Below are 24,252 nucleotides of genomic sequence, written 5' to 3' on the forward strand. Positions count from 1 at the left end.
TTTTGGTAAATCGGTCAGTGTTTCCGGTGATATCGCTCTAATGGGGGCTGAGGGTGAAGATGAAGGTGGCTCTTCTGCAGGCGCGGCCTATCTTTACAATGTTACTTCTTCCGGGAAAAGTGTTTTTGTAGTAGATACTCAGCCGTCCGGAACAGTTGTGAGTATCGATTGCTGTACCAAAAAAGTTCGAACTAAAGCGGAAATCCAAGACTTGTATCGTTCCGTAAGCTTGGACTCCATGCTCGGCTCACAAGTTTATGAATTTAATGCCACAGTAACTTCCGGCAAGGTTGCTTACTTTTGTTTTAACAGCTCCAGCCTTGGTGAACGTAAGGCCGGAGACGTAAACCTTTTTAAGCTTTTTACCGATAAGGCGAGCAAGAAATTTACTTATAGTCAGGACAAAGTTCCATCCAAAGAGGGATATTTCTGGATTACCGATGAGGCCAATAGCGGTCAGTATATGGACCCCAATATGATTCTTACCGGCGCCCAGACCTATACCATAAATTATTCCGTAAAAGATAATGGAGACTATGACGCCAATGCCATCCTTGGTAAAATTACTGATCCGGTAGTTCCCGGCACATCTTCAAGTGGCGATGGAGGTTGCGTGTTAAGTCCTAATGGCAACGGTTCTATGGAACTAGCAGGGCTGTTCATTGTCGCGTTATTAGCGGCTCTGTTGCGAATACCTGCACTGCGCAAGAAATTTAGTTTTATATGATCCGCGACCATAACCGAGAGCCCGTTGATGGCCTTACGCATGTCGGTTGCGCCCAGAACGATAAATACCTGCGCTTTTTCCAGAGACATTGCTTGTCATATTCATCCTCCTTGAATGGGAGGAAGTATGTCATGTGAGAAAATTAATGGAAGATGCAGCCGTCTGGACGCTTACCAAAGTATTCATAATTACCAGTCCGAATCATTTTTTTAAGATATAATCCAGTACTTTTATTCATGATAAAGCTTTTCAATCGCCGTTCTTTTTGCCAATATAAGCGCTTTCCGACGGGTACAAATCCGCCACAATATATATATTCAGGAGACCATTGATGAACGCTAAAATCGGAAGGAACGATCCCTGCCCCTGTGGCAGTGGTAAAAAATACAAGAAGTGCTGCATGGGTACGGCAAATGCGGAGAGCCTTAATTTACCCGAGACCTTCCTTAAACGCTACAATATCCGTCTGAAAACACCAGAACAGATCGAAGGCATACGTCGTTGCGGCAAGCTGGTCATGCAAACTTTCGAAGCCGTCAAGGACTTGATCAAGCCAGGCATACAAACCGATGAAATCAACCGGGCAGTACACGAATTCACCATCAAAAACGGCGCAATTCCCGCCCCGCTGAATTACCACGGCTTTCCCAAAAGTGTCTGTATCTCTCCCAACGAAGTTATCTGCCACGGAATTCCCGGCGAATATATCCTCAAGGACGGCGACATAGTCAACATAGACATCACCTCCATCCTCAATGGTTACTACGCCGACTGTAACCAGACTTTCTTCGTGGGAGAACCATCCCCGGATGCGCGCAAAATCGTTAACGTGGCCCGTGAGAGCCTGCGCCTAGGCCTCGAACAAGCCAAACCCGGAAAAATCATCAACGATATATCTTCCGCCATCCAGACCTACGCCGAAGGACAAGGCTGCTCGGTGGTGCGCGAATACATGGGCCACGGCGTCGGCCTCGACTTCCATGAAGCCCCGAATGTCCCCCACTTCCGCTCTCGCTGGGGCAATGTCCCCATTACACCGGGCATGACTTTTACCATCGAACCGATGATAAACCTCGGCGATAAAGAAGTTACGGTGCTCGATGACGACTGGACCGCCATAACCAAAGACGGCTCCCTTTCCGCTCAGTTCGAACAGACCATCGTCATCACTGAAAACGGGTTTGAAAGCTTAACGCCGTTCGAGTTGTAAGAACCTTAATTATAAAAACGTCATAAAACCGGCTAATCGCGATGCGATTAGCCGGTTTTATTATTTGAAATACTTTTCGATTAAAAAATCAATTTGGGTCAATGAGTGTCCTACTGTTGCCCAAGTAGTTAATCCCCGAATTAATTGTTCTGAAAAGTAGAATTTTATCTAAAAAAAACATGATGACGCCAGACGGGGCACGCCTGGCGTCATACTTGTTTATGCTCACGTTCCATGGTTGATGGGGCCGTTATGAACGGTGAGTCTAAGGGGTAGATTTATAAATTAGCCATTGCTGCGACAGTTTTCACTTTCTTAGAAGAAAACTGAGGAGAAGTTTCTGGAGCCCATGCGTGACAGACGATACCACCTATAGCCAGCGTCGCGATGCACGCGCCAAGGGCTGCATAAATACCGTAGTGTTCATTGACAATGGGAAGTAGAAAAGCACCACTGGCAGCACCGACACGACTCATTGCGATTGTCAGGCCAATACCGGACGCACGCAATTCCGTAGGGAAGAGCTCTGGCGGATAGGCAAATTCAAGAACAATAGATATAGCAAGCACTGTTGAAAAGGCTGCAAGCATTGTCAAAGAAAGCACAGCGGGCATATCCGTCCAAACTGTCATAATCGTCAAAATCACGGCTGCACCATAAAATGTCCACAACAGGAAAGCTCTGCGGGAGATTCTATCGATAAGCCAAGTACCTACCAATACGCCGACTATGGTAAAGCCGTTGTACATAACACCGGACGCATACGGATTTTCAATATGCATATTCGAAAGAACAAGCGGAAGGAAAATACTGATGGCGAAAAACGGCAACACCTGACAGCAAAAAAAGACACATGATACTATTGTATTGTAACGTAATTCAGGACTGAACAGACGGAACCAGGATGCAGACGGAGGCTCCTCTTCAGTCTTCGGTAGGCAGTAATTCGGGCCAAGATGCTTGTGAATGTTTTCCAGCGCCTTCTCAACCTGACCTTTACCTGCAAGCCAACTAGGAGATTCAGGAACACCAAAACGAAAAAACAATGTGATAGCTCCCGGAATAGCAGATGTACAGAGCACCCAACGCCAGCCATTATCACCAAGTCCGTCCATGAAAAAGCCTACTATGTAAGCAAGAACATACCCGACTGTCCAAGAGACAAGAAGCCAAGCGAGAAAACCCGAACGTTTTTTAGCAGGTGTCCATTCGCTCAACAAAGCGATGCCGACGGTGTAATCTGCACCGATACACATGCCAAGCGCAAACCGTAAAATCGCCAGTAACATCGGATCGGTAACAACGAACTGCGCAAGGGACAATAAAACAGCAAGAAACATGACTGTGCCGAAAAAAGGCTTTCTGCCAAAACGGTCAGCTAGAGAACCGGTAATAAAACTTCCAAACAAAATTCCTAGCAGAGACGCAGCTCCAAGAATACCGAGCCAAACGCTGGTCAGTCCAAGAGGGACCGTCGCATAGCTAAGCGCAATACCAACAACACCTAAAATATATCCATCGGTAATCTGGCCCATGAAGGCACCAGCGGCAAGTTTACGATGAATTGGAAAAGATGGAGCATCTTCAAAACTTATACCTTGAGGGTCTCGCATGTCGTTCATAATTATCACCTTTTACAATTATTCTGATTACAAATTATTGTTCCAAACCAACAGAGATCATCTCAAATAAAACGGCATTTTTTCTTTATTGATCCACATACACAGCATCTTTTTTTAAGCAGCGTAACGATGCTGTTATGTCTACAACCGATCAGTCGAATTAAAATCAATCCCCCCTCTCCTTTAGTTTAGATGTAATACCTTTTATGAGTTCATTCGTTACGCATATGATCCCCAAAAAAAGCCTTAACTATTTCAAAATTGCCTACATGTTGTCTCTCCAGCGTGCGCAGAGTGAATTCTCAATGCGTAACTGGTCGAGAAGACGGCCTGCAAAATGCTGCATCATGTTTTCAATTGTTGTTTTAGAGTCGTAATATGCTGGACAGAAAGGAGCTATGACAGCACCAGCCTCTGTTACGGTCTGCATATTGCGTAGGTGGATCATTGTCAGAGGAGTCTCTCTTGGAACGATCACAAGTTTCTTACGTTCTTTCAGAGTCACATCGGCCGCACGATGAATAAGATTCACACCGGCACCGCTGGCAATGGAAGCCAGAGAACTCATGGAGCAAGGACAGATAATCATGCCGTCATGCTGCCATGACCCACTAGACGGCCCCGCAGTCATATCTTTTATGGAATGGACCGTGTGGACATGCTTTACCAATGATAAATCACTGCCACGAAATTCTGATTGCATCACAACTTCAGCCCCGGCAGAAACAATCAAATGGACTTCCAGATCCTTTATCCCGGCATAAAGACGTAAGAGATTTTCAACCAGAGGCATACCACTTGCTCCAGTCACTCCAACAACAATACGATGCATATAACCTCCCGTCCTAATTACAGAATCAATTTAAAATGAGATCGACCCCTATAACTTCTTAATCATTTTCGATTGCTGCACCGTTTCAACACAAACATTTCTGCATTCGGCAAATAAGGGTTTGTTTCTATTCTTTATTCAACGAAACAAATGGCATCCATTTCGATCAGGCATCCGCCGGCAAGATTACTGGTTTCCACGCAGACACGAGCTGGACGATGATCACCTAAAAAGTTGCCGTAGACTTCGTTAAAAGCTTCAAAATCACCCCAATTAGCAAGGAAAACAGTAGTCTTAACAAGGTCGGTAATTTTCAAGCCTGCTTCATCAAGCACTGCTTTCAAATTTGTAAGTGTCTGAGCTGCCTGCTCAGCCATGTTTGCCCCGACAACAACTCCACTTACGGGATGAAAAGGTACTTGCCCGGAAAGGTAATATGTATTTCCTGCTTTCACAGCGTGGGAATACGGTCCTACTGAGGCACAGGCCTTGGATGCATGTATAAATTCCAAAACAATCTCCTTTGTATATTTGTGAGTTGCGCAGCTATTCCGACTTTTGGGACAAGCGGCTGGTCAACAACAGCAACGTTTGCTGAAGGCGGAAGCTGACTACAGCCGCAAACCCTTTTTTTATTAGATTTCCTGCTTGGCGTTATACTCTTCCCAAGCAAGACGGACGCGTGCTCCAGCAGTACGGAAAGGATCCGGTGGCAACCAGCTAGGCTTGGCGATACGGCGCAGGAAGTTGAGATCTTCACTTTGAACACCGCTGATCCATTCAGCAATGTAGTGACCCATCAGACATGTTTTCGCGACACCGGCACCTTCACCACATGCGGAAGCAAACAAATTGGACGATTTCTGCATCATCAACGGACGATAATTCATGGTCATATTGATCATGCCGCCGTAGACAAACTCAAAGTTCACATGGCGAAGATTTGGGAATCTATTTTCGAAAGCCTTGCGTAATTTTGGAATGGACTGGTGGATACGCTGATGTGATGTGGTCAGCTGTGAATTGAAAGAGAAGCCGTTACGCACGTAAATGCGCTGATCAGCAGTATAACGAACAGTGGTTCCAGCAGGATGACCGGCTGTGCAACCCCAAGGCTCAACGCCTTCGAAATCTTTCAACTCATTAGCGGTCAGTTTGCGGGAAAATGCGCCGAAAGAAGTTACAGGACAGAATACGTTCTTGACGATGCCGAATTGTTCAATAAACGGACCACCGGTAACAATAACGTTTCCACCGGTGATGGCTCTGCCATTCTGCAAAACCACAACCATGTTGCTGCCTTCATCAACACGCAAGACAGGACAATTTTCGAAAACTTCTACATTGTCAGGCAAAGTGGTAAAAAGACCACGAAGTACATCGGCAGGATTCACCAATGTGGAACCTGATGTATAAAGAGCCTTGGTGTAATATTCAGTACCAAGGCGACGGTTCAACTCTTCACCTTCGTATATTTTGTAAGGAACGCCCATCTTATCAAGATCATGCACTTCAGTGTCGATCATCTTGTAACTGCGGGGATTACAACAGCAAACGTACTTACCGCTATCGCGCCAGTCTACATCGATACCGCTACTCTTGATTGTATCGCGCATTCTGGCGATAATTTTGGTGTTCAACTTGAAATACATCTTGTTGTCTTCAAAGGAGGAACCGCCGGCATCACCGAAATCATGAGGAACATCGATAATAAATCCGGCATTCTTACCACTATCATTATCACCGATTTTGATGGCCTCAATTACAGCTATCTTTGAATCAGGATTCAGCTCTGCAAGACGGCTGGCAGTTCCATAACCGCCGTAACCGGCTCCAACAATAATATAATCGTACTTATCACTCATATCGGCAGGAGACTTAAAACTGTGATCCTTGTAAGAAGACATTTCAAGCCAGCTCTGCCCGGTTGTCGTTGGAAATAGTTTTACTTCGCGCATGATGATACTTCCCTCTAATTACAGGTGAATGCCGTCAAAAAAACAGCTGACAAAAAAACTTTATTGTATGGGTGGCGTTGCAACGCCACCCTATCGACTAAGCTTAGGGATGGAGCACAATACGTGCATCCGCCACAGCCAGCCCTTTCTCCCATGCAAACACAGGATTCAGATCAACTTCAGCGACTTCCCGCAGCTCATTTACCATGTACGAGATCACACATACCGTTTCTGCCAGAGCCTCTATATCACAAGGGGCAGAGCCTCGAGCTCCTTCCAGCAATTTGTGACCCTTGATTTCGCGTATCATCTGACGACATGAAGGCATGTTTACAGGCGCGACACGGAAAGAGATGTCTTTAAGAATTTCCACGAAGATTCCGCCAAGACCGAACATTACTGTGGGGCCGAAGGTAGTATCGTAGCTGGCACCGATGATACATTCCACGCCGCCGGGCAGCATGGGGGTAAGCATAACGCCAAAGATATCAGCGTCAGATTTGTACTTAAGACCATTATCAACAAGGCGCTCAAAAGCATCACGAGCGGCCTGAGCTGAATCAATATTCAGCATCACGCCTCCAGCGTCAGTTTTGTGCAGGATGTCAGGGGATACGATTTTCATGACGACTTTGCCGCCAAGAGCTTCATATTTTTCAGCGGCTTCATTCGCATTAAGGGCAAGATGACATTCAGCAAGAGGCAAGCCATAAGCACTCAGCACGTCACGAGCTTCAGTCTCAACCAAATTGATGCGACCACTCGCACGTACTGCATCAAAAATGGCGGAAGTCTTTTCCTTACGATCGGCAGGTAGAGTCGGAGCTGGAGCTTCAACTTCTTCCAGCAAAGCCTTGCGGCCTTCATCGTAGTTCACCAACGCACCCATGGTACGCATGGCTGCTTTCACGGAATCGAACACTGGTACGCCTCTATCACTGATATAGGCGAGGCATTCGGGACGCTGAGGAGCATAGATGGAATGCATGACAACAGGTTTGTCAGAAACACGCACACGAGCGACCATACTTTTGGCCACATCCATTTCTTTCTCACGGAATTCTTCCGAAAGATCAGCATAGCCACCGTAGAGTCCTACGATCACAACACCGTCAACATCAGGATCATTCAAAAGCACATCAAGACAACGATCAAAAACCCACATATCGGCTTCAGGGGTACCCGCAAGATCGACAGGGTTTTTGATAGGACAATGAGGCATCAGAATAGCGCTCAATTTTTCCTGTGTGGCATCTGAAAGAACAGGAGCTTCCAGCTTAAAGCTTTCAGCTGAATCTGTAGCCATGACACCATGACCACCACCATCAGTAAGAATGGCGATACGCTTACCATGAGCAGGCTTGCACTTGGAAAAAGCTTCAGCGACGTCCAACAACTCGTTAGGACTGTCCACCCGGATAATACCGGATTGACGGAGAGCTGCGTCAAAGATTTTTTCACTACCGGCTAAAGAACCGGTATGCGATGCAGCAGCTCTTGCGCCTGCAGCACTACGCCCAATTTTGATTGCAGCGACAGGTTTCTTGAGGGCTGTTTTACGAGCAGCTTCAATGAACTTGCGGCCGTCTTCTTCCGATTCAACACGCAATCCTTCCATATATAGAAGAAGAACCTTAGTGCTGTCGTCTTCTTCGATGTATTTCACAAAGTCGTGAAAACGAAGGTCCATCTGATTACCGATGGTAGCCCAACAGCTGTAACCCAGATTTCGGGCCTTAGCGTTGAAGTTCAGATCAATACCGAAGTTTCCGCTTTGCAGTACGAGGCTCATGGGTCCGGGAGCCAGATCAATGATACTGGCGTTCATATTCACAGCGGCGCTGTAAGTACCCATGCAGTTCGGGCCCTGAATACGCAGGCCGCCTTTGCGGGCAATCTCAAGCATCTTCCGCTCGATTTCTTTGCCTTCAGCACCGGTTTCACCGAAGCCGGTGGAAACAACTATGGCGCTTTTTACGCCCTTTTCCACACACTGTTCAATAACAGGAAGAATGTACTTAGGTGCAATAGCGATGATGGCGAGATCAACGTCACCTTTCACGGCAAGGATATCCGGATAGGTTTCGTGTCCAAGAATTTCGCCGCCTGAACGGGAAATCAAATAGACATCACCTTTATATTTATTTTCGAACAGGCTTTTAGCTGTCCAATATCCATATTTCTTTGTGTCGCGCGAAGCACCGATCAGTGCTACACTGCGAGGGCGAAACAGAGTCTTAAGTTCAGACATTGTTTTCCTTCCTGTATCTACGGGTTAGTCCAACACAATGACGCCGATAGCGACATCAGGACAGACGATGCGGCACAGGCCACACAGGACACAATCTTCAGGACGAACCTGCTCAACGACACTGTAGCCCTGACCGTTCAGGGTGTGACCGATGGCAAGAGTATTTTTAGGGCAGGCATCAACACACAAACCGCATGATTTGCAGCGTTCGGCGCTAATAACGTGCTTTTTATTGTTTGCTTTCATCTTCTTACTCCGCAGCGCTGGCGTAGAGGGTGCGGCCCTTTTCGAGGGCTTTCAAATTCATTTCCAGCAGGGCGGGCTTCTTAGCGCCCATAAGATCCCGCAACACTTCTTCCACAGTCGCAAATTCCAGTACATTCGTAGCTTCCAACACAGCCCCGAGCATGACGATATTCGCGCATCTCACAGAGCCAAGTTCCGCAGCAATATCCGAAGCAGGAATCAGGATTTGTTTAACACCCTCACGTTCACGAGTGTCCATGATCATGGAGCTATTCGCGAGCACCAGGCCTCCGATAGCTGAACCATCAAGACAACCGTCATAGATGGTGGGGCTAAGAGCGACACTCACGTCGGCGTCATTTTCCACAAGAGGATTTCCGATACGAGTGTCGGATACTACAACGTATCCGGTGGAGTCTCCGCCACGCTGCTCAATACCGTATGTCTGAGTCATCACGACCTGTAGTCCCTGCTTCATCGCGCCTTTGCAAATCAACTTTGCAAGCAGAGCTGATCCCTGGCCGCCTGAACCAGAAAAAGTACATTTAGTTCTCATCATTCTGCTCCATCTCATTTTTGAAAATCTGTGGCTTGAAGTATTCCACCATTTTTTCTTTATTCCACTTGTAAGAATCCGGCACAGAAAGCTTAAGGCCAGTCGGACAAGGAACAATGAATTCAACGAAGGAAAAACCAAGACCCTTCATCTGACAGTCCAGAGCTTTACGCACGCTGCTTGCAGCTTTGCGGATGCTCTTGGCGTCACAAACGGATTCACGAGCGACATACTTGGCACCGTGCATATCCGCCATCATTTCAGGGACACGCAGAGGATAACCATGCTGAAGCACATCACGGCCATTAGGTGTAGTGGATGTAACCTGACCTTCAAGTGTGGAAGGAGACATCTGTCCGCCAGTCATGCCGAACAGGTTGTTGTTGATCATGAAACAAGTAACCGGAATACCTCGGTTAGCTGTATGCAACAGTTCAGCTAGACCGATAGCACTGCAATCTCCGTCTCCCTGATAGGTGTAGACGATGTTTTCAGGCTTCGCGACTTTGTAGCCGACTGCAACAGCAGGAGCACGACCATGCATAGCTTCAATGGCGTCGATGTTCAGATAATGATGAGAAAACCCACCACAACCGATACCGACAACACTGACAGTACGTTTACGAATGCCTAGAGCTTCAATAGCTTCCGCAACAAGGCGCGTTACAATACCGTGACCGCAACCGGGACAGTAACTGAACTTCTTATCCAGCAGCAGTGTTTCACCATAAATTTTTGCGAGTTCTTGCATATCGTCTATCCTTACAGCAACGTGTTGATTTTAGCGGTCATTTCGGCAAGCGTGCACAGCGGCATGTCGCCTCCGGTTTTGCCAAGGAAATGAACAGGAATGCGACCGTTCACCGCCAGGCGTACGTCGTCAACCATCTGTCCATGATTCATTTCCACCACCAGCAAGGATTTCACAGACTCAGACAATCCTTCGAATGCCTTGTCCGGGAAAGGCCACAAGGAAATAGGACGAATAAGGCCGACCTTTTTACCTTCCGCACGCATATTGGCTACCAAGTCCTGCCCCATGCGGCCGTGAATGCCGAATCCAACCAGCACTACATCAGCGTCGTCCACTTCAATTTCTTCCCAGAGCTGTTCTTTTTCTTTGATAACTTCATACTTGGCGAGCAGCTTTTCATTCAATTCTTCACCCTGAGAATGGGTGTAGCTACCAGTCAGCAGATAACGTTTGGGATGGTCGCCAGTACCAGTGAAGGCCCATGAAGATGTGTCGAATTCAGACGCATAATCGTGTGCTTCAGGGAAAACAGCGGATTCTGTCATGGTGCAGGTAACACCGTCGATTACGAACAACACAGGAGTGCGGTAGGTGTAAGCCAATTTCACAGCATCAGGCATAATATCAACGATTTCCTGACCACTTGCCGGAGCAAGAACGATAACACGGTAGTCGCCGTGACCACCGCCGCGTGTAGCCTGAAAATAGTTGCTTTGTGCTCCAACGATATCGCCGTCACCAGGCCCTACGCGCATTGCGTCAAGCATGATGCAAGGTAATTCGCCGGCAGCCATGTAGGACATAGTTTCCTGCATCAGTGACATTCCAGGGCCGGATGTGGACGTTGCGCCCAACTTTCCGGTACAAGCACAGCCAGCCAAAGCGTTGGAAACAGCCAGTTCACTTTCCATCTGCACCATACGTCCGCCGTACTGAGGAAGAATAACCGCAGTATGCTTCATAACTTCAGTCGCAGGCGTGATGGGGTATGCAAAATGATAACGCACCCCACAACGCACCATTGCTTCAGCAAATGTCTGCGCGTTTTTCAGGAACAAAGGTTCTGATTTCATGTAACCCTCACTTGCAATTGTTTTGAGGTTCGACCGTTTTTATTATCTGCGGCAAGGCTGTACCGTATTAAACTATGCCATACCACTATAACGGGCCAAAAAAATGTTGTATAAACAAGTTATTATCTATTTCGTACCGCATTGTGGTGCGGCGTTCCGAAAAAAAATAGCTCCTCGAAAACAATTCGTCAAGCGGTTTTTACAATATTACTCTTCATTGTTTTGTGGATATATTCCAAAACACAACTGACGGGCTTACTCAATTTCCAGTAAACCACCATAAAACCGTGAAAAAATCGCTGCGACCCACAAGCAAAGGACTTATGAAAAAAAGACAAAAAAAAGCAGCGACCTTTTCAAGGTCGCTGCTTTTAAAATTTGCTGACGTATACAAGTCAAAATAAATTCAACTCATACATATTTCAATCATGATGGCAGATTTATTATTTCCCCTTAACAGGTGGATAACTGCTGGCGCCTAACCGCAACGAGACTTGCTCTGCAGCCTTGTATAATTCGCGGCTGGCCATTTCTCGCTTACCAGGGGTAAAACGCGCGCTCGGCACAGAAACACCAAAGGTAGCAACAAGATCATCATTACAGTCAAACACAGGGACAGCTGTACAACAAACGCCCTGATATATTTCTTCATTGTCATACCCAATAATATTTTCCCGCACCGCTTCAATTTCTTTTATAAAATCAGCCATTTCAGAAGGACCAATTTTTCCATCCGATTCTTTCCGAATATTCTCCAACAGTGAACCGGCCTTCATAGAATCCATAAAGGCAAGGGACACTTTCCCGGAAGCAGAAAGATATATTGGAAACGAATGACCAACAATTGAATCCTGACGCAGCGCCTGCTTTGTCACATGCCTGTCGACAACAACCATTTCCGTGCCGGAACAAACACAAAGATTGACTGTTTCCCCAACAGCCTCAAGCAATCGTTTACCATATGGCCTGGCAACGTCCTGAATACTCGTATGGCCCGTCACGAGGCTTCCCATTTTAAAAAGTTTGAATGTAAGCCCATACGCGCTTTCTTCATCACTTTGAATAACATAGCCAAGATCCTGCAAAGTCAGTAAAAATCGATGAACCGTTGTTTTGGGGATACCGACAGCTCTACTCAATTCTGCAAGTTCCCATTTAGATTGCTTCGTCATCTGCTCAATAACAGCAAACACCTTTACCACAGATCCAATTGTATAATATGCGTCTTTCGCCATATCTGCTCCATTCATACTTCACTTATCATTATTACGATTGCAGGCGACAGCTAAACGTCCACCATTTCGGCAATCAAACTTAATTCACATTGCAAACATCCCTGCAACGGCAAAAAATATATTGTGACTATACATAGCTCGACACTTTTTTCCCAATCCAAACCATCCGGATATTACTCAAAAAAGAGTTGCGAATAAATATAAATACAACATTTCATTCAAGATGTCGTAACGCAATTTGGTACAAATGTCAACCAATATAACTGATTAATGTTATACAATATACAATCTGTATTTAAATATCGAATATTAGATTATTTAGAAAACCCAATCCACCGTCATAAAAAGTTTTCCAACCTTACAATCGCGATATTTGAGGTGACCTTTTACTCCACTAAGTGAAAATAAAATCAATCAGCAAGCCGGAGTCCTGCGCGTCAGGACTTTTCTTGATTTTATTAAATACAGTTTATTTTATTTTTTTAAAAGTCCTGCCTGTCAGGATTTTTTTATTACTTCTAAAAACAAATTTTACTTAAAACTCAATAAAATCAAATAACTATGTTCACAACAGAAAATGGCATGCAGGTTGCTATCCTCCATGTGAAGGCTGTCACAATCGAGGGGTTTTCAAATGAAACATATTTCATATGAAAAAATTTTACCTTTTTAACCTTGGAGGAAAGAAGAATGAATTATCATATTGCAGTTGCATTAACATCCTGCCTGCTGGCTGGAGTTTTCGGACAATTTTCAGCTGACTGGGGAATGCTTGGATGGATCGGATTTGCTTCATGGGCATGTTTTTTTGCGGCAGGAGCAGGCATCGAAGGGGCAAAGAAAACTTTAATTACAACTCTTTGGGGAATGCTTATAGGTTGCGGTGTTGTATATGTTGCCTCCACAACCGGCATGAGCAACCCTATGCTGCTTCCTTTGACCGCCGGTGTTTTTATTATGTTCGCTTGCGGAATGATTCCTTTTCTATCTTTCGTCCCGGGTGCTTTCATCGGCTGTGCAGCATTTCTTGGTTCCGGAGCGCTTTTGCTGGAAACTACTGTTTCTCTGCTGGTAGGTATCACTCTTGGCTTTATTGCTGAACGTGCAGCCCTTGTTCTGGTTAACAAGACTTCTAAATCTTCCTCCGTTCAATAATGTACGAAAGGAGAAAATCATGACTCATAAACACATACAAACTATTGTTTTTACGACCTGCACACTCTGTCTGATGTTTGCCGGGCAGGCGTTTGCCCGTGATTATAATATCGCAGGAATGTTTTCCCTTAGCTACAGCAACGGCCTTAAGGCTGACTGGGGAAACTATGCATTGCAGTCAGCAAAGATTGCAATTGAAGATATTAATAAATCGGGAATTCTCGGCGAAGACACACTTGTCATGAAAGACGAGAATATCACCGACTATCGTTGCAGAATTCAAGGCAGTGACGTTATCGCTGAGAAACTTTTTAAGAAAAAAGATATTCTCGCCCTTATCGGTGCTGACTGCTCCGGGCCGGCAGTAAAAATTGCCCGCGTTGGCGAAAAATATAAAATACCTACGATTTCTTACGGTGCAAACGCGGAAAGTTTAAGTTCTGTAAAGGATTTCCCATACTTCATCCGCGTAGTCTCTCCAAGTTCAGTCATTGATACCAGTCTTGTTCGTTCCGCTAAAGTTTTCGGTGCAGAAAAAATCAGTATTTTCCATACTACTGATGCATGGGGAAAAGGCGGAATGGAGGCTGCTTCCGAAGAAGCTCATAAACAAGGTCTTGAAATTGATACCTGTGGTTACTCAAGAAATACCAACTTCTTTAATGTTCTGACTTGGCTCGGACAGAGAAAAGCTGCCGGAATCAAGCATTTTGTTATCATCATGCCTGTCCCTGACACTTATACTGTTTACATGGCAGCAAAAACTCTGGGTATGGTTTCAACAGACTACTATTATTACTCTTCTGAAATGCTATCTGCTGATAACCCGCCAAAAGGTATTTACGCCGCAATAGGCAGCTTTGCTCCTAAAGCCCGTATGCCAGAAGGCGATAAAATTAATAAACTACGCATGCAGCTCGGTAAAAACGTAGGTAAAAAAATCGACCCTAACGATGTCACCTTCTACTGGGGAGTAATGGGTTACGACAATGCCTGGGCCGTAGCACATGCAATAAAACTCGCTAAAGATGACGGTGTTACCGAGCTTACCGGTGAAAAACTAATGCCATATCTGCGCAAAATTAATTATAACGGTTTGGGTGGTAATATTACTATCCGCCCGGAAACAAATGACCGAGCTTCAATGGATCTCGATATCATGAATCTGCGTGGCTATGCTGATCCCGAGAATGGTTATTTCAACCATTGGTTGCGCAAAATTACAGATCCTAGTTCTCTTAACATTGTTTATAAACCCGTTGGTGTGCTGGACAGTAAGTCTGATACTCTGAAATTCAACATGAACGAAATTATTCTTCCCGGCGGCGAAAAGCCCTGTGAAGAATGCCTTGAAAAATAATTAACTCTCCCGAATCTCGCTTCCACATATAAAAAAGGTTACTCAGAAATTATTCTGAGTAACCTTTTTTATTTTTGTCAGATAGGCTGAAAATTATTTCAAATGCTGCTTGATCAACGCATAACAACGTGAACGTGAAAGGTTGCTCAGCTCCATCATTTTATGAATATTACCGCCGGACATTTCATATATTTTGCTGATGTATGTTTTTTCAGATTGAGTTCCCATAACTTCTTTATAGTTTGTAAAACTCGGGAATCCATCGCTTTCAGCCTCTGCGGAAAAAGTTATAGTATCTTGATTTTCTCCGGCGGTAGCTCTTGCAAATTTTGTTTTTGCAACCTGAATACGTATTGCCGGAGGCAGATGGTGTACGCAAAGCACTGGCTCAGCATCTGCCGCAGACAGGGCGAATTCAATAGCATTCTCCAGCTCCCGGACATTTCCTTCCCAGACATACCCCGTTAATGCTTGCAGAAATGTCTCGGAACATGATTTCAAAGGCTGTTTCTGTTTTTTACAAAAACTTTTTAAAAACATTTCCGCCAGTTCTACAATATCATGGTCCCGGTTACTCAAAGGCGGCAAATTGATAACGCAAGTCTGGAGCCGATAGTATAAATCGTTTCTAAAACTACCGTCCTGAGAGAGCTGATAAAGATCTTTATTAGTAGCAGCTATAAGGCGAAAATCGCATGGTTTTTCCTGAGTACTACCCACTTGACGGAAACAGTGTTCCTGCAACACCCGCAAAAAAAGTTTTTGCAAATCTAAGGAAAGTTCACCTATTTCATCAAGAAATAATGTACCTCCGTCAGCTTTAGCAACTAATCCTTCCTGCGTTGATTCTGCACTGGTAAAAGCCCCTTTGATATGTCCGAACAGAATGCTTGCAGCAATTTTTTCAGGCAGGCTTGCACAGTCAACTGTGACAAAAGAATTATGTTTACGGTGGCTGTTTTCATGAATGGTCCGGGCAAATAATTCTTTTCCGGTTCCTGTTTCACCCAGCAGAAGCACATTTGAATCAGTACCGGAAAATTGCCGCGCCAATTCAATACATTTTAGAAACGGTTCACTTGTTCCAACCAGTCGTGACCGATCAAAATGGCTGAACGTTTCACCCTTATGAATCGCATCGCTCTTGGCTGTCCTTGACTGAAACAATTCAAGAGCTTGAGTGAGAACTGCCAGAATTTCCTCGACCGGAGTGTTTTTAGAAATATAGTCATATGCGCCCTGCTGTAGAGCTTTTCCTGCTTCTTCCTGTGAGCCTAGCCCCGTGATCATTATAATCTCGGGTCTATTAGGTAAACGGCAAAGTTCAGGTAAGGCATCATCAACGCCATTACCGTCAGGCAGGCTGATATCAAGATAAACTGCCGCAGGTTCATGATCAGCGGCAAGTTGCAGTCCCTGCTGAATAGTCTCAGCCAGCAGGACTTCATGCCCTTTGCTTTCAACCAACCGCTTGAGAACATATTGAAAGCCCAGATCATCATCAATAATCAAAATTGTATGCATAATTTATTCGCCGCTAACCATTGGTATTAATATTGAAAAAGTTGTTCCATGCCCCGTCCGGGAGCTGACATTGATACTGCCTGTGGCGGCTGTCAAAATCGAATGAACTGCAAAAAGTCCAAGCCCGGTTCCGCCGCAGGATTTCCGGGTTGTAAAATATGGTTCGAACAAGTGCCCTTTCACCTCATCCGAAATGCCATGACCGGAATCAGTGACTTCAATAGAAGCCTGCCCTGTTTCGTTATTATCATTAACCGTAACTCTGATGAATCCTGTGGTTTCTATTGCCTGCGCCGCATTCAAACAGAGATTCTGTATAATCTGATGAATTTCACTTTTGTCCAATTCACTACAGCCAGCAGTTGCGTGGTTGAACAATTGTAATTCAATTTCGCTAGGAATCTGGTGTTTTAAAATTGAAATGGACTCATTAACAGCCTCACTTAATAACGTTGGCTTATTGCGCTTTAAAGTTCTCTGCATAGAAATTTTAGATAAAATCTGGGTTCCACGCTCTGCGGATTTTTGAATTTGCTGCAAGTCCTCACGCAAAGTGATGTTGTTTGCCGCCTCTTGTTCTGCCAATTTAGAACAAATCCCAATACTTGCCAGCACGCCGTTCAAATCATGGGCTATCCCAAGAGAGAAAGTCACAAGAGACTGCATTCTTTTAGCCTGTTGCATCTGTTCCCATATTTTAGCTTTATTACTTTCTGCTTCGAGTTCAATTTCGAGAACTTTCTTTTCCCGTCTTTTTTGGCGCAAAGCCTCAAGCAGCAGGATAATCACAAAGAAAAGCATGATGAAAATCATTGCACTGATCAGAAGAGCGCTTTTATGGCGGGCAAAAAAAGTAAGCGGTTTATTAAGAAAAATTGTTCCTTGCGGAAAGTATTTAGGATGTATCTTAAAATATTGAAGCATTTCATAATCAGCAACAAATGTTTCCGGGTGAATTATTTCTGGGAGAACTCCTTCTGCGCTACCTTTTTCCATTATTTGGATAGCCATCTGGGCCGCTTTTAAGCCATGAATGGAAGGAGCTAATTGTAACCCGGCAATCAAGCCACTGTTTCCAACCGGATCGCTCCATAGGCTGAAAACAGGAAGATCTGAAGATTCAAAGACTATGGATTTAGGGGAGGCAAAATTTTTGGCGAACCTTGCAGAATAGTAGCTGACGTCAATAATAATACTTCGCGGTTCCAGCGAACGCAATTGCCGGGCCAGATCAGTGCGGTCTTCAGGATGAATAAAACGGAATGTTCTTTGAGGGTATATTTGTGCTATTTGGCGAATTTTATTTGAAAAAAACATGGAAACTTCTGCCTTATCCGCTACGACAGCAATTGTTTCAGTTTTAGGAAACAAAGTTAATGCCATATTGATTAAAGTTTCCGGTGTTCTGTCGTCGATAGTGGCTGAGGCATTATCCATATCTTTAAGCTCGTCGAGACGGTCTTTTCGAGTATAACAAAACAGAAACGGCGCATCAGGAAAAAGTTCTCTACCCACATCTCCCAAAAGAGAATCATCACTGCTCACCACCAGATCAATCTTTATACCGCGATATTTATCAGCATAAAGTTTTCTTAATGTCGAAAAAGCCCGAGTCCTTGATTCCTCAGGCATGCGTCTGATGTTAAGAATTTCCTCATAAAAATTAAGTTCCAAACCTAATTTGTTAAATTCCTTACGGAGAGATTGTTTAACTTCTTGGTTCCAAGCGTATTGTGAGCTGAAGTTGCTTATATAAATAACATTTTTTGTTTCTGTAATAAGTTTCCCTGTAGCTGAAGCCGCTTGGCTACAACTCAAAACAACAAGTACGGAAAACATAAGAAATATCACAGTTGCAAACATATGTTTGCAAACGTTATTATATGTGTGACGGGAGAGGGTTATGATCTGGAAATTATACATTGTTACAACCTCCAACTCAGAATTTCATGCCTTCTGCCAAGTGTCAAACCAAAGGAAAAGAGAGCAAGATCAAACTTCCTATTAGCAGTTGATTCGTGTAGCCCGAAGTATACTTAAATAACAACCACGGGAGATATTATGGGAATATTAGATGGACTCTTAGGAAATGCTACTGAAGTAGAAGTTTCAGACGTCGAAGAAGAACTTTCGCCGATTCTTGGTGATAATGAAAATGTAGAACGAGCCTTCAAAGTTGTTCGCGATATGTATGTTTTCACCAACGGACGCCTTATTCTTATAGATAAGCAGGGAATTACAGGCAAGAAAACTGAATATCTCTCTATCCTATACAAATCTATAAGCTCGTTCTCAGTTGAAACAGCTGGCCATTTTGACATGGATTCAGAGCTGACTCTCTGGGTTTCCGGCAGGCACGATCCTATTAAGAAAGAACTTAAAAAAGGCAGTGATGTTGTAGGTATTCAAAAATTATTGGCAAATAAAATACTTCCCTAGCCTTTCCTTTTTAATCCCCCAAGAGTCTGCGGCAAACGCAGGCTCTTGACCACCACTATTCATTTGAATACAAGGAATTCATACGCATTTTTTTTAGCAAAACTCTCTCTCCGCTGCTAAAACATCAAAACAGTTAATTATGCAAAACGGACACCTGTAAACAGGTTGTACGAAAGAAAAGCATGAAGCGGGTTAATCCCGCTTTTTTTCATATAAATAAGGGAACTACACATGGGATATAAAAATACACGGGAATGCCTCAATGCACTTGATACACGCGGCGAACTGTTGCGCATAGATCAGGTTGTCGATGCAAACATCGAAGTAGGAGCAATCCAGCGCAGGGTATTTCAGGCCGGAGGGCCAGCCTTACTCTTCACAAATGTGAAGGGATGTCAGTTCCCCATGGCTGCAAATATTTACGGCACCAAAGACAGAATGAATTTCATCTTCCGTGACACCATTGAGATGGTCGAAAAGCTGATGAAACTTAAACTCAGCCCGATGGAAGCACTCAAAAAGCCGTGGAATTATCTTGGTGCCCCCAAAACGGCGTGGCATACCATGCCCAAAAAAGTTTCCACCGGCCCGATCATGCAAAACGAAACCACGGTTTCCAAACTACCGCAACTGGTATCATGGCCTATGGACGGCGGCGGATATGTGACCCTGCCGCAAGTTTATTCTGAAAGCCCTGAAGCTCCGGGCTACGGCGGTTCCAACATCGGCATGTATCGGGTACAGCTCTCCGGCAACGACTTTATTCCTGACGAAGAAGTCGGATTGCACTACCAGATTCATAGAGGAATCGGACATCATCACGCACAGGCAATCAAAAATAACGTTCCGCTCAAAGTGAACATTTTTGTCGGCGGCGCACCTGCCATGACTATGGGCGCAGTCATGCCTCTGCCCGAAGGACTAGCTGAAATCTTCTTTGCCGGAGCAATCGGCGGACACCGTATTCCCATGGTTACCCGTCAAGGATATCTGCCCATTCCTGCCGAAGCGGATTTCTGCATCAGCGGTTCCATTGTCACCGGATCAGGAAAACCCGAAGGCCCATTCGGCGACCATCTCGGTTACTATAGCCTTGCCCACAATTTTCCAGTCCTGAAAGTAGATAAAGTTTACCACCGCAACGATGCAATCTGGCCGTTTACAACAGTAGGCCGCCCTCCACAAGAAGACACCATGTTCGGTGAATTCATACACGAGCTGACAGCGGATCTCGTTCCGTCTGTATTTTCAGGAGTTCATGAAGTTCATGCGGTAGACGCGGCGGGAGTGCACCCTCTGCTTCTAGCTGTAGGCAGCGAACGTTACGTTCCGTATGCCGAAGAAAGACAGCCGCAGGAACTGCTCACCAACGCAATGTCACTGCTGGGGAACACACAGACTTCACTTTCAAAATATGTATTCATTGCGGCTAAAGAAGACATGCGCTCAGATGAATCATGTCATGACATACCGGCCTTCTTCCGCCATATGCTGGAGCGTGCCGATCTGACCCGCGATCTTCATTTCATCACCAGAACAACCATTGATACGCTGGATTATTCCGGCATCAGCCTGAATCAAGGGTCCAAGCTGGTCTTTGCCGCCGCAGGTTCAAAAAAACGTACACTATCCACAGAACTACCCGCAAATATCAACCTGCCTGATGGATTTAGCGACGCGCAGATATTCGCACCGGGCATCCTCATCATTAAAGGGACCAGACACCAGATGAAACGCGATCAGCAGGATTCGCAACTGGACAGACTGGGCGAAGCGTTAAAAACAGCCAAGGGCATTGAAGGGTTCCCAATGATAATAGTTGCGGACGATGCAAACTTCACTGCCAAAGATTGGGACAACTTTTTATGGGTGACTTTCACTCGCTCTGATCCGGCAACAGATATGTACGGAGTAAATGCATTCACCCACGCCAAGCACTGGGGCGCAGAAACAGCAATTATCATTGATGCCAGACTAAAAACATATCATGCGCCTGCTCTCGAAGCAGACCCCGAAGTCGAAAAACGGGTTGACGCACTTGGTGCTGCCGGTGGGCCACTGCACGGAATTATTTAAAAAAACTGTTATATAAAATATACATAAGTGAGATTACCATGAAGCCAGTTCTTGTAGAAATAAAAGTCACCCCGGATAAAATTAATACTGCAAATGCAATCCGCGAAGCCGCGCTTAAAAAGGCGGAACTTCCCGATGATCAGAATATTTCCACTCGCGTTGTCCGCAGATCAATAGACGCGCGTTCCAAAAGACCGCTCTATGTGCTTCAAGTTGCGATTGGCGACCCGGAATCAGTAGAACCGCAAGGATCTGTTTTTCAGCCTGCCCCCCTTGGAGACAAACGGGTTATTATAGTCGGAGCAGGTCCAGCCGGATATTTCGCAGCCCTTACGCTTCTTGAAAACGGGATTCGTCCGATAGTGCTTGAGCGTGGTAAAGACGTAAATGCACGGCGCAAAGATCTCAAAAAAATATACACCGAAGGATTAATTAATCCGAACTCCAACTATTGTTTCGGCGAAGGCGGAGCCGGAACCTATTCTGACGGAAAGCTTTACACCCGCGCCACCAAACGCGGCAATGTCGGCAGGATTCTCGATCTGTTTATCGCCAACGGAGCACCATCGGACATTCGAATTGATGCACACCCGCATCTAGGGTCCAACGTTTTACCCAAAATCGTCAGTAAAATGCGTGAAGATATTACAGCTTGCGGCGGAGAAATCCGTTTTGATGCTCACGTGGATGACTTTATTCTGGATGGGAATCGCATGACGGGTGTCCGCATTAATGGTTCGGAAACCATTTCCGCCGATGCGGTCCTGCTGGCAACCGGACATTCTGCCAGAGATATTTTCCATGCTCTTGTCGCACGCAAAATAAAGGTCGAAGCAAAACCCTTCGCCCTCGGTGTCCGCATCGAGCATCCACAGCCTATCATCGACAAAATTTTCTACCATCAGTCCCCGCGACATGAGAATCTTCCTGCCGCCAGCTACCGGATTGCAACACAGGTTGAAGGGCGCGGAGTATTCTCCTTCTGCATGTGTCCCGGCGGATACATTGTTCCAGCATCCACCGCTCCGGGTGAACTTGTGCTCAACGGTATGAGCCTTGCCGCCAGAAACGCACCTTTCGCCAATGCCGGACTCGTTGCTGAAATCAGACTGGAAGATGTAGGCAAAGGTAACGATCCACTCGCGGCTCTGGATTTTCAGGCTTCAGTCGAAAAAGCAATGTTCGCAGCAGGTGACGGCGTGACGCAGAAAGCTCCAGCTCAGCGCGTCGGAGATTTCGTTGCGGGACGCATATCTTCAAAACTTCCGAAGACATCTTATATTCCCGGAATTTACAGCGCCCCAGTTCACGAACTACTGCCTTTTGTAGTTTCCGAAAGTTTACGCATGGCTCTGCCGGAACTTGGCCGCAAATTCAAAGGATTTGATTCAAATGAAGCCAAAGTACTGGCTGTAGAATCACGCACCAGCTCACCTGTGCGCATTCCCCGTGACCGTGAAACCTTTGAACATGTCAGTGTAAAAGGGTTCTTTCCATGCGGCGAGGGAGCGGGATACGCCGGTGGAATTATTTCAGCAGCCATGGACGGGGAAAAATGCGCTCAGGCAATAGTTAACTCACTAACAGGGGGCTGAGTGAGGAAAAAAATGTCCGGTCTCATCTTCTTCATCTAAAAGCATCTGCGCCATTTGCAAGGCACTGCCATGACTTTTAAAAATGTTCTCTTCGCCCACAATCTTGATGAGTCCAAGTTCTTTCATGCGCTGATACATGCCGTCCTCCAGCGCGAGAACAACCCGGATGTTTACGTCGCGAAGTTTTTCAACCATTTCGCTTAATGCAAAAACTGCGGATATATCAATAAAGGGAACTTCCATACAGTCCACTACAACAATGCGCGTACCAAGTAAGCGCTCTACTTTATCCATCATCTGAGAAGTTGTACCGAAAAAGAACGGACCGTTTATGGTGACTACACGAATACGGAAATTACTGCCTTCCTGAATCTCACGATCAGAAAAAGACTTATCCTTGCACTTTCCTGCACCCAGAATACTTATGCGTGTCTGACTGGCTATGCGCCACGTAGTCATAATCGCCGCAAGAGTTACTCCGAGAGCCACAGCAACAATCAAGTCTACGAAAACCGTAACTCCGAAAACTGTTACCATCACCATTAAATCTTCGCGCGGGATTTTACGAACGAGACGGAGCAGTCTATAGTCAAGGATATCAACCCCGACTTTGACTAAAATACCCGCAAGCACAGCAAGCGGAATATGTGCAGCCAATGGGCCCGCACCTAAAAGTATCACCAAGAGCACCATAGAATGAATAACACCGGACAATCTGGTCCGGCCTCCGGCCTTGATGTTGACGACAGTACGCATGGTTGCCCCTGCGCCGGGAAGACCTCCCATAAAGCCGCACAAAGCATTACCTACACCTTGTCCTATAAGCTCTCTGTTTGAATCGTGGTGATCCTTGGTTACGGAGTCCGCCACTATAGAAGTCAACAAGGAGTCTATTGTTCCTAGCAAAGCCAGAGCAAACGCTGTTCCGGCGATACTGCTCCACTGTGATAAATTGATGGATGGTAAATTAAATTCCGGCAATCCCGAAGGTATTTCTCCGATGGTGGGCACAGGCAGATGAAAAGTCCATGCAACAGCAGTCATACCCACCAGAGCAATGAGAGGAGACGGAACAACCCTCGTGATACGTGGAGGAATCATAAACACAATGATCATGGTTGCAACAGCCAGAGAAAGACTTGGAAGAGACACATTTGCCAGAGCTTCCGGCATTTGAGCGAGAGCCATTAACGGAGAACCAGCCCCCACACAACCCAGCACTGGCTCAATTTGAAGCAAAATAATAATTACGCCGATACCTGTCATAAAACCGGATATAACCGGGTAAGGGATAAACCTGACAAATCCTCCCAAATGGAACACGCCGAAAAGAATCTGAATGACTCCCGCCAGAACAATGACCATACAGACAGATTGGAAATCCCCGGAATAAGCAGCTACGGCTGTAGCAGTAACCACAGTCATCGGGCCTGTCGGCCCTGAAACCTGAGTAGGAGTACCACCTAATATGGTTGCAAAAAATCCAAGGATAATTGCACCGTAAAGACCGGCGGCAGCTCCTGCGCCACTTGCCACACCAAAAGCCAAAGCAAGGGGTAAAGCAATAATACCCGCAGTCAGACCTCCGAAAACATCACCCCGCAAAGCGGTAGGCTTAAAGCCAGCTTTCATGACATTT

20 protein-coding genes are annotated in these 24,252 nt (G+C 45.6%); 7 read left to right on the top strand and 13 right to left on the bottom strand.

Annotation, left to right across the window (positions count from 1 at the left end; translation table 11 throughout):
• Both BLT41_RS06400 and map read left to right on the top strand, forming a co-directional pair.
• Window positions 1-727: FG-GAP repeat protein (locus tag BLT41_RS06400; RefSeq protein WP_211477653.1), on the top strand; the 727-nt coding region annotated here is incomplete at its 5' end.
• A 331-nt stretch (window positions 728-1,058) separates the two neighbouring features.
• Window positions 1,059-1,937 (top strand): type I methionyl aminopeptidase, encoded by an 879-nt coding sequence (gene map / locus BLT41_RS06405; RefSeq protein WP_092159449.1) that lies wholly within the window; start codon window positions 1,059-1,061, stop codon window positions 1,935-1,937.
• A gap of 278 nt (window positions 1,938-2,215) precedes the next feature.
• On the opposite strand, the gene BLT41_RS06410 is transcribed toward map, so the two are convergent.
• The 10 genes from BLT41_RS06410 to BLT41_RS06455 form a co-directional block, all read right to left on the bottom strand.
• Complete coding sequence (locus tag BLT41_RS06410) at window positions 2,216-3,559, bottom strand: MFS transporter (RefSeq protein ID WP_244512207.1); 1,344 nt, start codon at window positions 3,557-3,559, stop codon at window positions 2,216-2,218.
• 265 nt (window positions 3,560-3,824) lie between these two features.
• Window positions 3,825-4,391, bottom strand: a complete 567-nt coding sequence (locus BLT41_RS06415; RefSeq protein WP_092159450.1) for a UbiX family flavin prenyltransferase — start codon at window positions 4,389-4,391, stop codon at window positions 3,825-3,827.
• A 134-nt stretch (window positions 4,392-4,525) separates the two neighbouring features.
• A complete protein-coding gene (locus BLT41_RS06420; protein ID WP_092159451.1) occupies window positions 4,526-4,903 on the bottom strand; it encodes a Rid family detoxifying hydrolase in 378 nt (125 codons plus the stop codon).
• A gap of 123 nt (window positions 4,904-5,026) precedes the next feature.
• Window positions 5,027-6,349, bottom strand: coding sequence for an NAD(P)/FAD-dependent oxidoreductase (locus tag BLT41_RS06425; RefSeq protein WP_092159452.1), 1,323 nt, complete (start codon window positions 6,347-6,349; stop codon window positions 5,027-5,029).
• Window positions 6,350-6,452: 103 nt separating this feature from the next.
• Window positions 6,453-8,600 (bottom strand): acetate--CoA ligase family protein, encoded by a 2,148-nt coding sequence (locus BLT41_RS06430; RefSeq protein WP_092159453.1) that lies wholly within the window; start codon window positions 8,598-8,600, stop codon window positions 6,453-6,455.
• 24 nt (window positions 8,601-8,624) lie between these two features.
• The gene (locus BLT41_RS06435) at window positions 8,625-8,846 is read right to left on the bottom strand and encodes a 4Fe-4S dicluster domain-containing protein (protein WP_092159455.1); all 222 of its coding nucleotides are present in this window, start codon (window positions 8,844-8,846) and stop codon (window positions 8,625-8,627) included.
• 4 nt (window positions 8,847-8,850) lie between these two features.
• Window positions 8,851-9,402 carry a 2-oxoacid:ferredoxin oxidoreductase subunit gamma family protein gene (locus BLT41_RS06440; RefSeq protein WP_092159456.1) on the bottom strand — a complete coding sequence of 184 codons (552 nt, stop codon included), beginning with the start codon at window positions 9,400-9,402 and terminating at the stop codon, window positions 8,851-8,853.
• The gene (locus BLT41_RS06445) at window positions 9,392-10,153 is read right to left on the bottom strand and encodes a thiamine pyrophosphate-dependent enzyme (RefSeq protein ID WP_092159457.1); all 762 of its coding nucleotides are present in this window, start codon (window positions 10,151-10,153) and stop codon (window positions 9,392-9,394) included. The genes BLT41_RS06440 and BLT41_RS06445 overlap by 11 nt, the downstream gene beginning before the upstream one ends.
• Before the next feature lie 11 nt (window positions 10,154-10,164).
• Complete coding sequence (locus tag BLT41_RS06450; RefSeq protein ID WP_092159459.1) at window positions 10,165-11,229, bottom strand: pyruvate ferredoxin oxidoreductase; 1,065 nt, start codon at window positions 11,227-11,229, stop codon at window positions 10,165-10,167.
• Between the two features lie 443 nt (window positions 11,230-11,672).
• On the bottom strand, window positions 11,673-12,464 hold the full coding sequence (locus BLT41_RS06455) for an IclR family transcriptional regulator (RefSeq protein WP_170830329.1): 792 nt from the start codon (window positions 12,462-12,464) through the stop codon (window positions 11,673-11,675).
• Between the two features lie 690 nt (window positions 12,465-13,154).
• Here BLT41_RS06455 and BLT41_RS06460 point away from each other — a divergent pair.
• Both BLT41_RS06460 and BLT41_RS06465 read left to right on the top strand, forming a co-directional pair.
• Complete coding sequence (locus BLT41_RS06460) at window positions 13,155-13,619, top strand: DUF1097 domain-containing protein (protein ID WP_092159463.1); 465 nt, start codon at window positions 13,155-13,157, stop codon at window positions 13,617-13,619.
• Between the two features lie 19 nt (window positions 13,620-13,638).
• Window positions 13,639-14,979 carry an ABC transporter substrate-binding protein gene (locus tag BLT41_RS06465; protein WP_092159465.1) on the top strand — a complete coding sequence of 447 codons (1,341 nt, stop codon included), beginning with the start codon at window positions 13,639-13,641 and terminating at the stop codon, window positions 14,977-14,979.
• 93 nt (window positions 14,980-15,072) lie between these two features.
• On the opposite strand, the gene BLT41_RS06470 is transcribed toward BLT41_RS06465, so the two are convergent.
• Together BLT41_RS06470 and BLT41_RS06475 are read right to left on the bottom strand one after the other, a co-directional pair.
• Window positions 15,073-16,503, bottom strand: a complete 1,431-nt coding sequence (locus tag BLT41_RS06470; protein ID WP_092159467.1) for a sigma-54-dependent transcriptional regulator — start codon at window positions 16,501-16,503, stop codon at window positions 15,073-15,075.
• A gap of 3 nt (window positions 16,504-16,506) precedes the next feature.
• Window positions 16,507-18,426, bottom strand: coding sequence for an ATP-binding protein (locus tag BLT41_RS06475; RefSeq protein ID WP_092159469.1), 1,920 nt, complete (start codon window positions 18,424-18,426; stop codon window positions 16,507-16,509).
• A 138-nt stretch (window positions 18,427-18,564) separates the two neighbouring features.
• On the opposite strand from BLT41_RS06475, the gene BLT41_RS06480 reads away from it, so the two are divergent.
• From BLT41_RS06480 to BLT41_RS06490, 3 genes are all read left to right on the top strand, one after another.
• Window positions 18,565-18,942: a PH domain-containing protein gene (locus BLT41_RS06480; protein WP_092159471.1), complete on the top strand. Its 378-nt coding sequence runs from the start codon at window positions 18,565-18,567 to the stop codon at window positions 18,940-18,942.
• A 231-nt stretch (window positions 18,943-19,173) separates the two neighbouring features.
• A complete protein-coding gene (locus BLT41_RS06485; RefSeq protein ID WP_092159473.1) occupies window positions 19,174-21,018 on the top strand; it encodes a UbiD family decarboxylase in 1,845 nt (614 codons plus the stop codon).
• A 38-nt stretch (window positions 21,019-21,056) separates the two neighbouring features.
• Entirely contained in the window at window positions 21,057-22,613 is a 1,557-nt protein-coding gene (locus BLT41_RS06490; protein WP_092159475.1) for an NAD(P)/FAD-dependent oxidoreductase, read from the top strand.
• Here BLT41_RS06490 and BLT41_RS06495 read toward each other — a convergent pair.
• Complete coding sequence (locus tag BLT41_RS06495; protein WP_092159477.1) at window positions 22,599-24,245, bottom strand: SulP family inorganic anion transporter; 1,647 nt, start codon at window positions 24,243-24,245, stop codon at window positions 22,599-22,601. The genes BLT41_RS06490 and BLT41_RS06495 overlap by 15 nt on opposite strands.
• Window positions 24,246-24,252 lie beyond the last annotated feature (7 nt).

Origin of the sequence: Maridesulfovibrio ferrireducens (assembly GCF_900101105.1) — a bacterium.
Taxonomy (GTDB): domain Bacteria; phylum Desulfobacterota; class Desulfovibrionia; order Desulfovibrionales; family Desulfovibrionaceae; genus Maridesulfovibrio; species Maridesulfovibrio ferrireducens.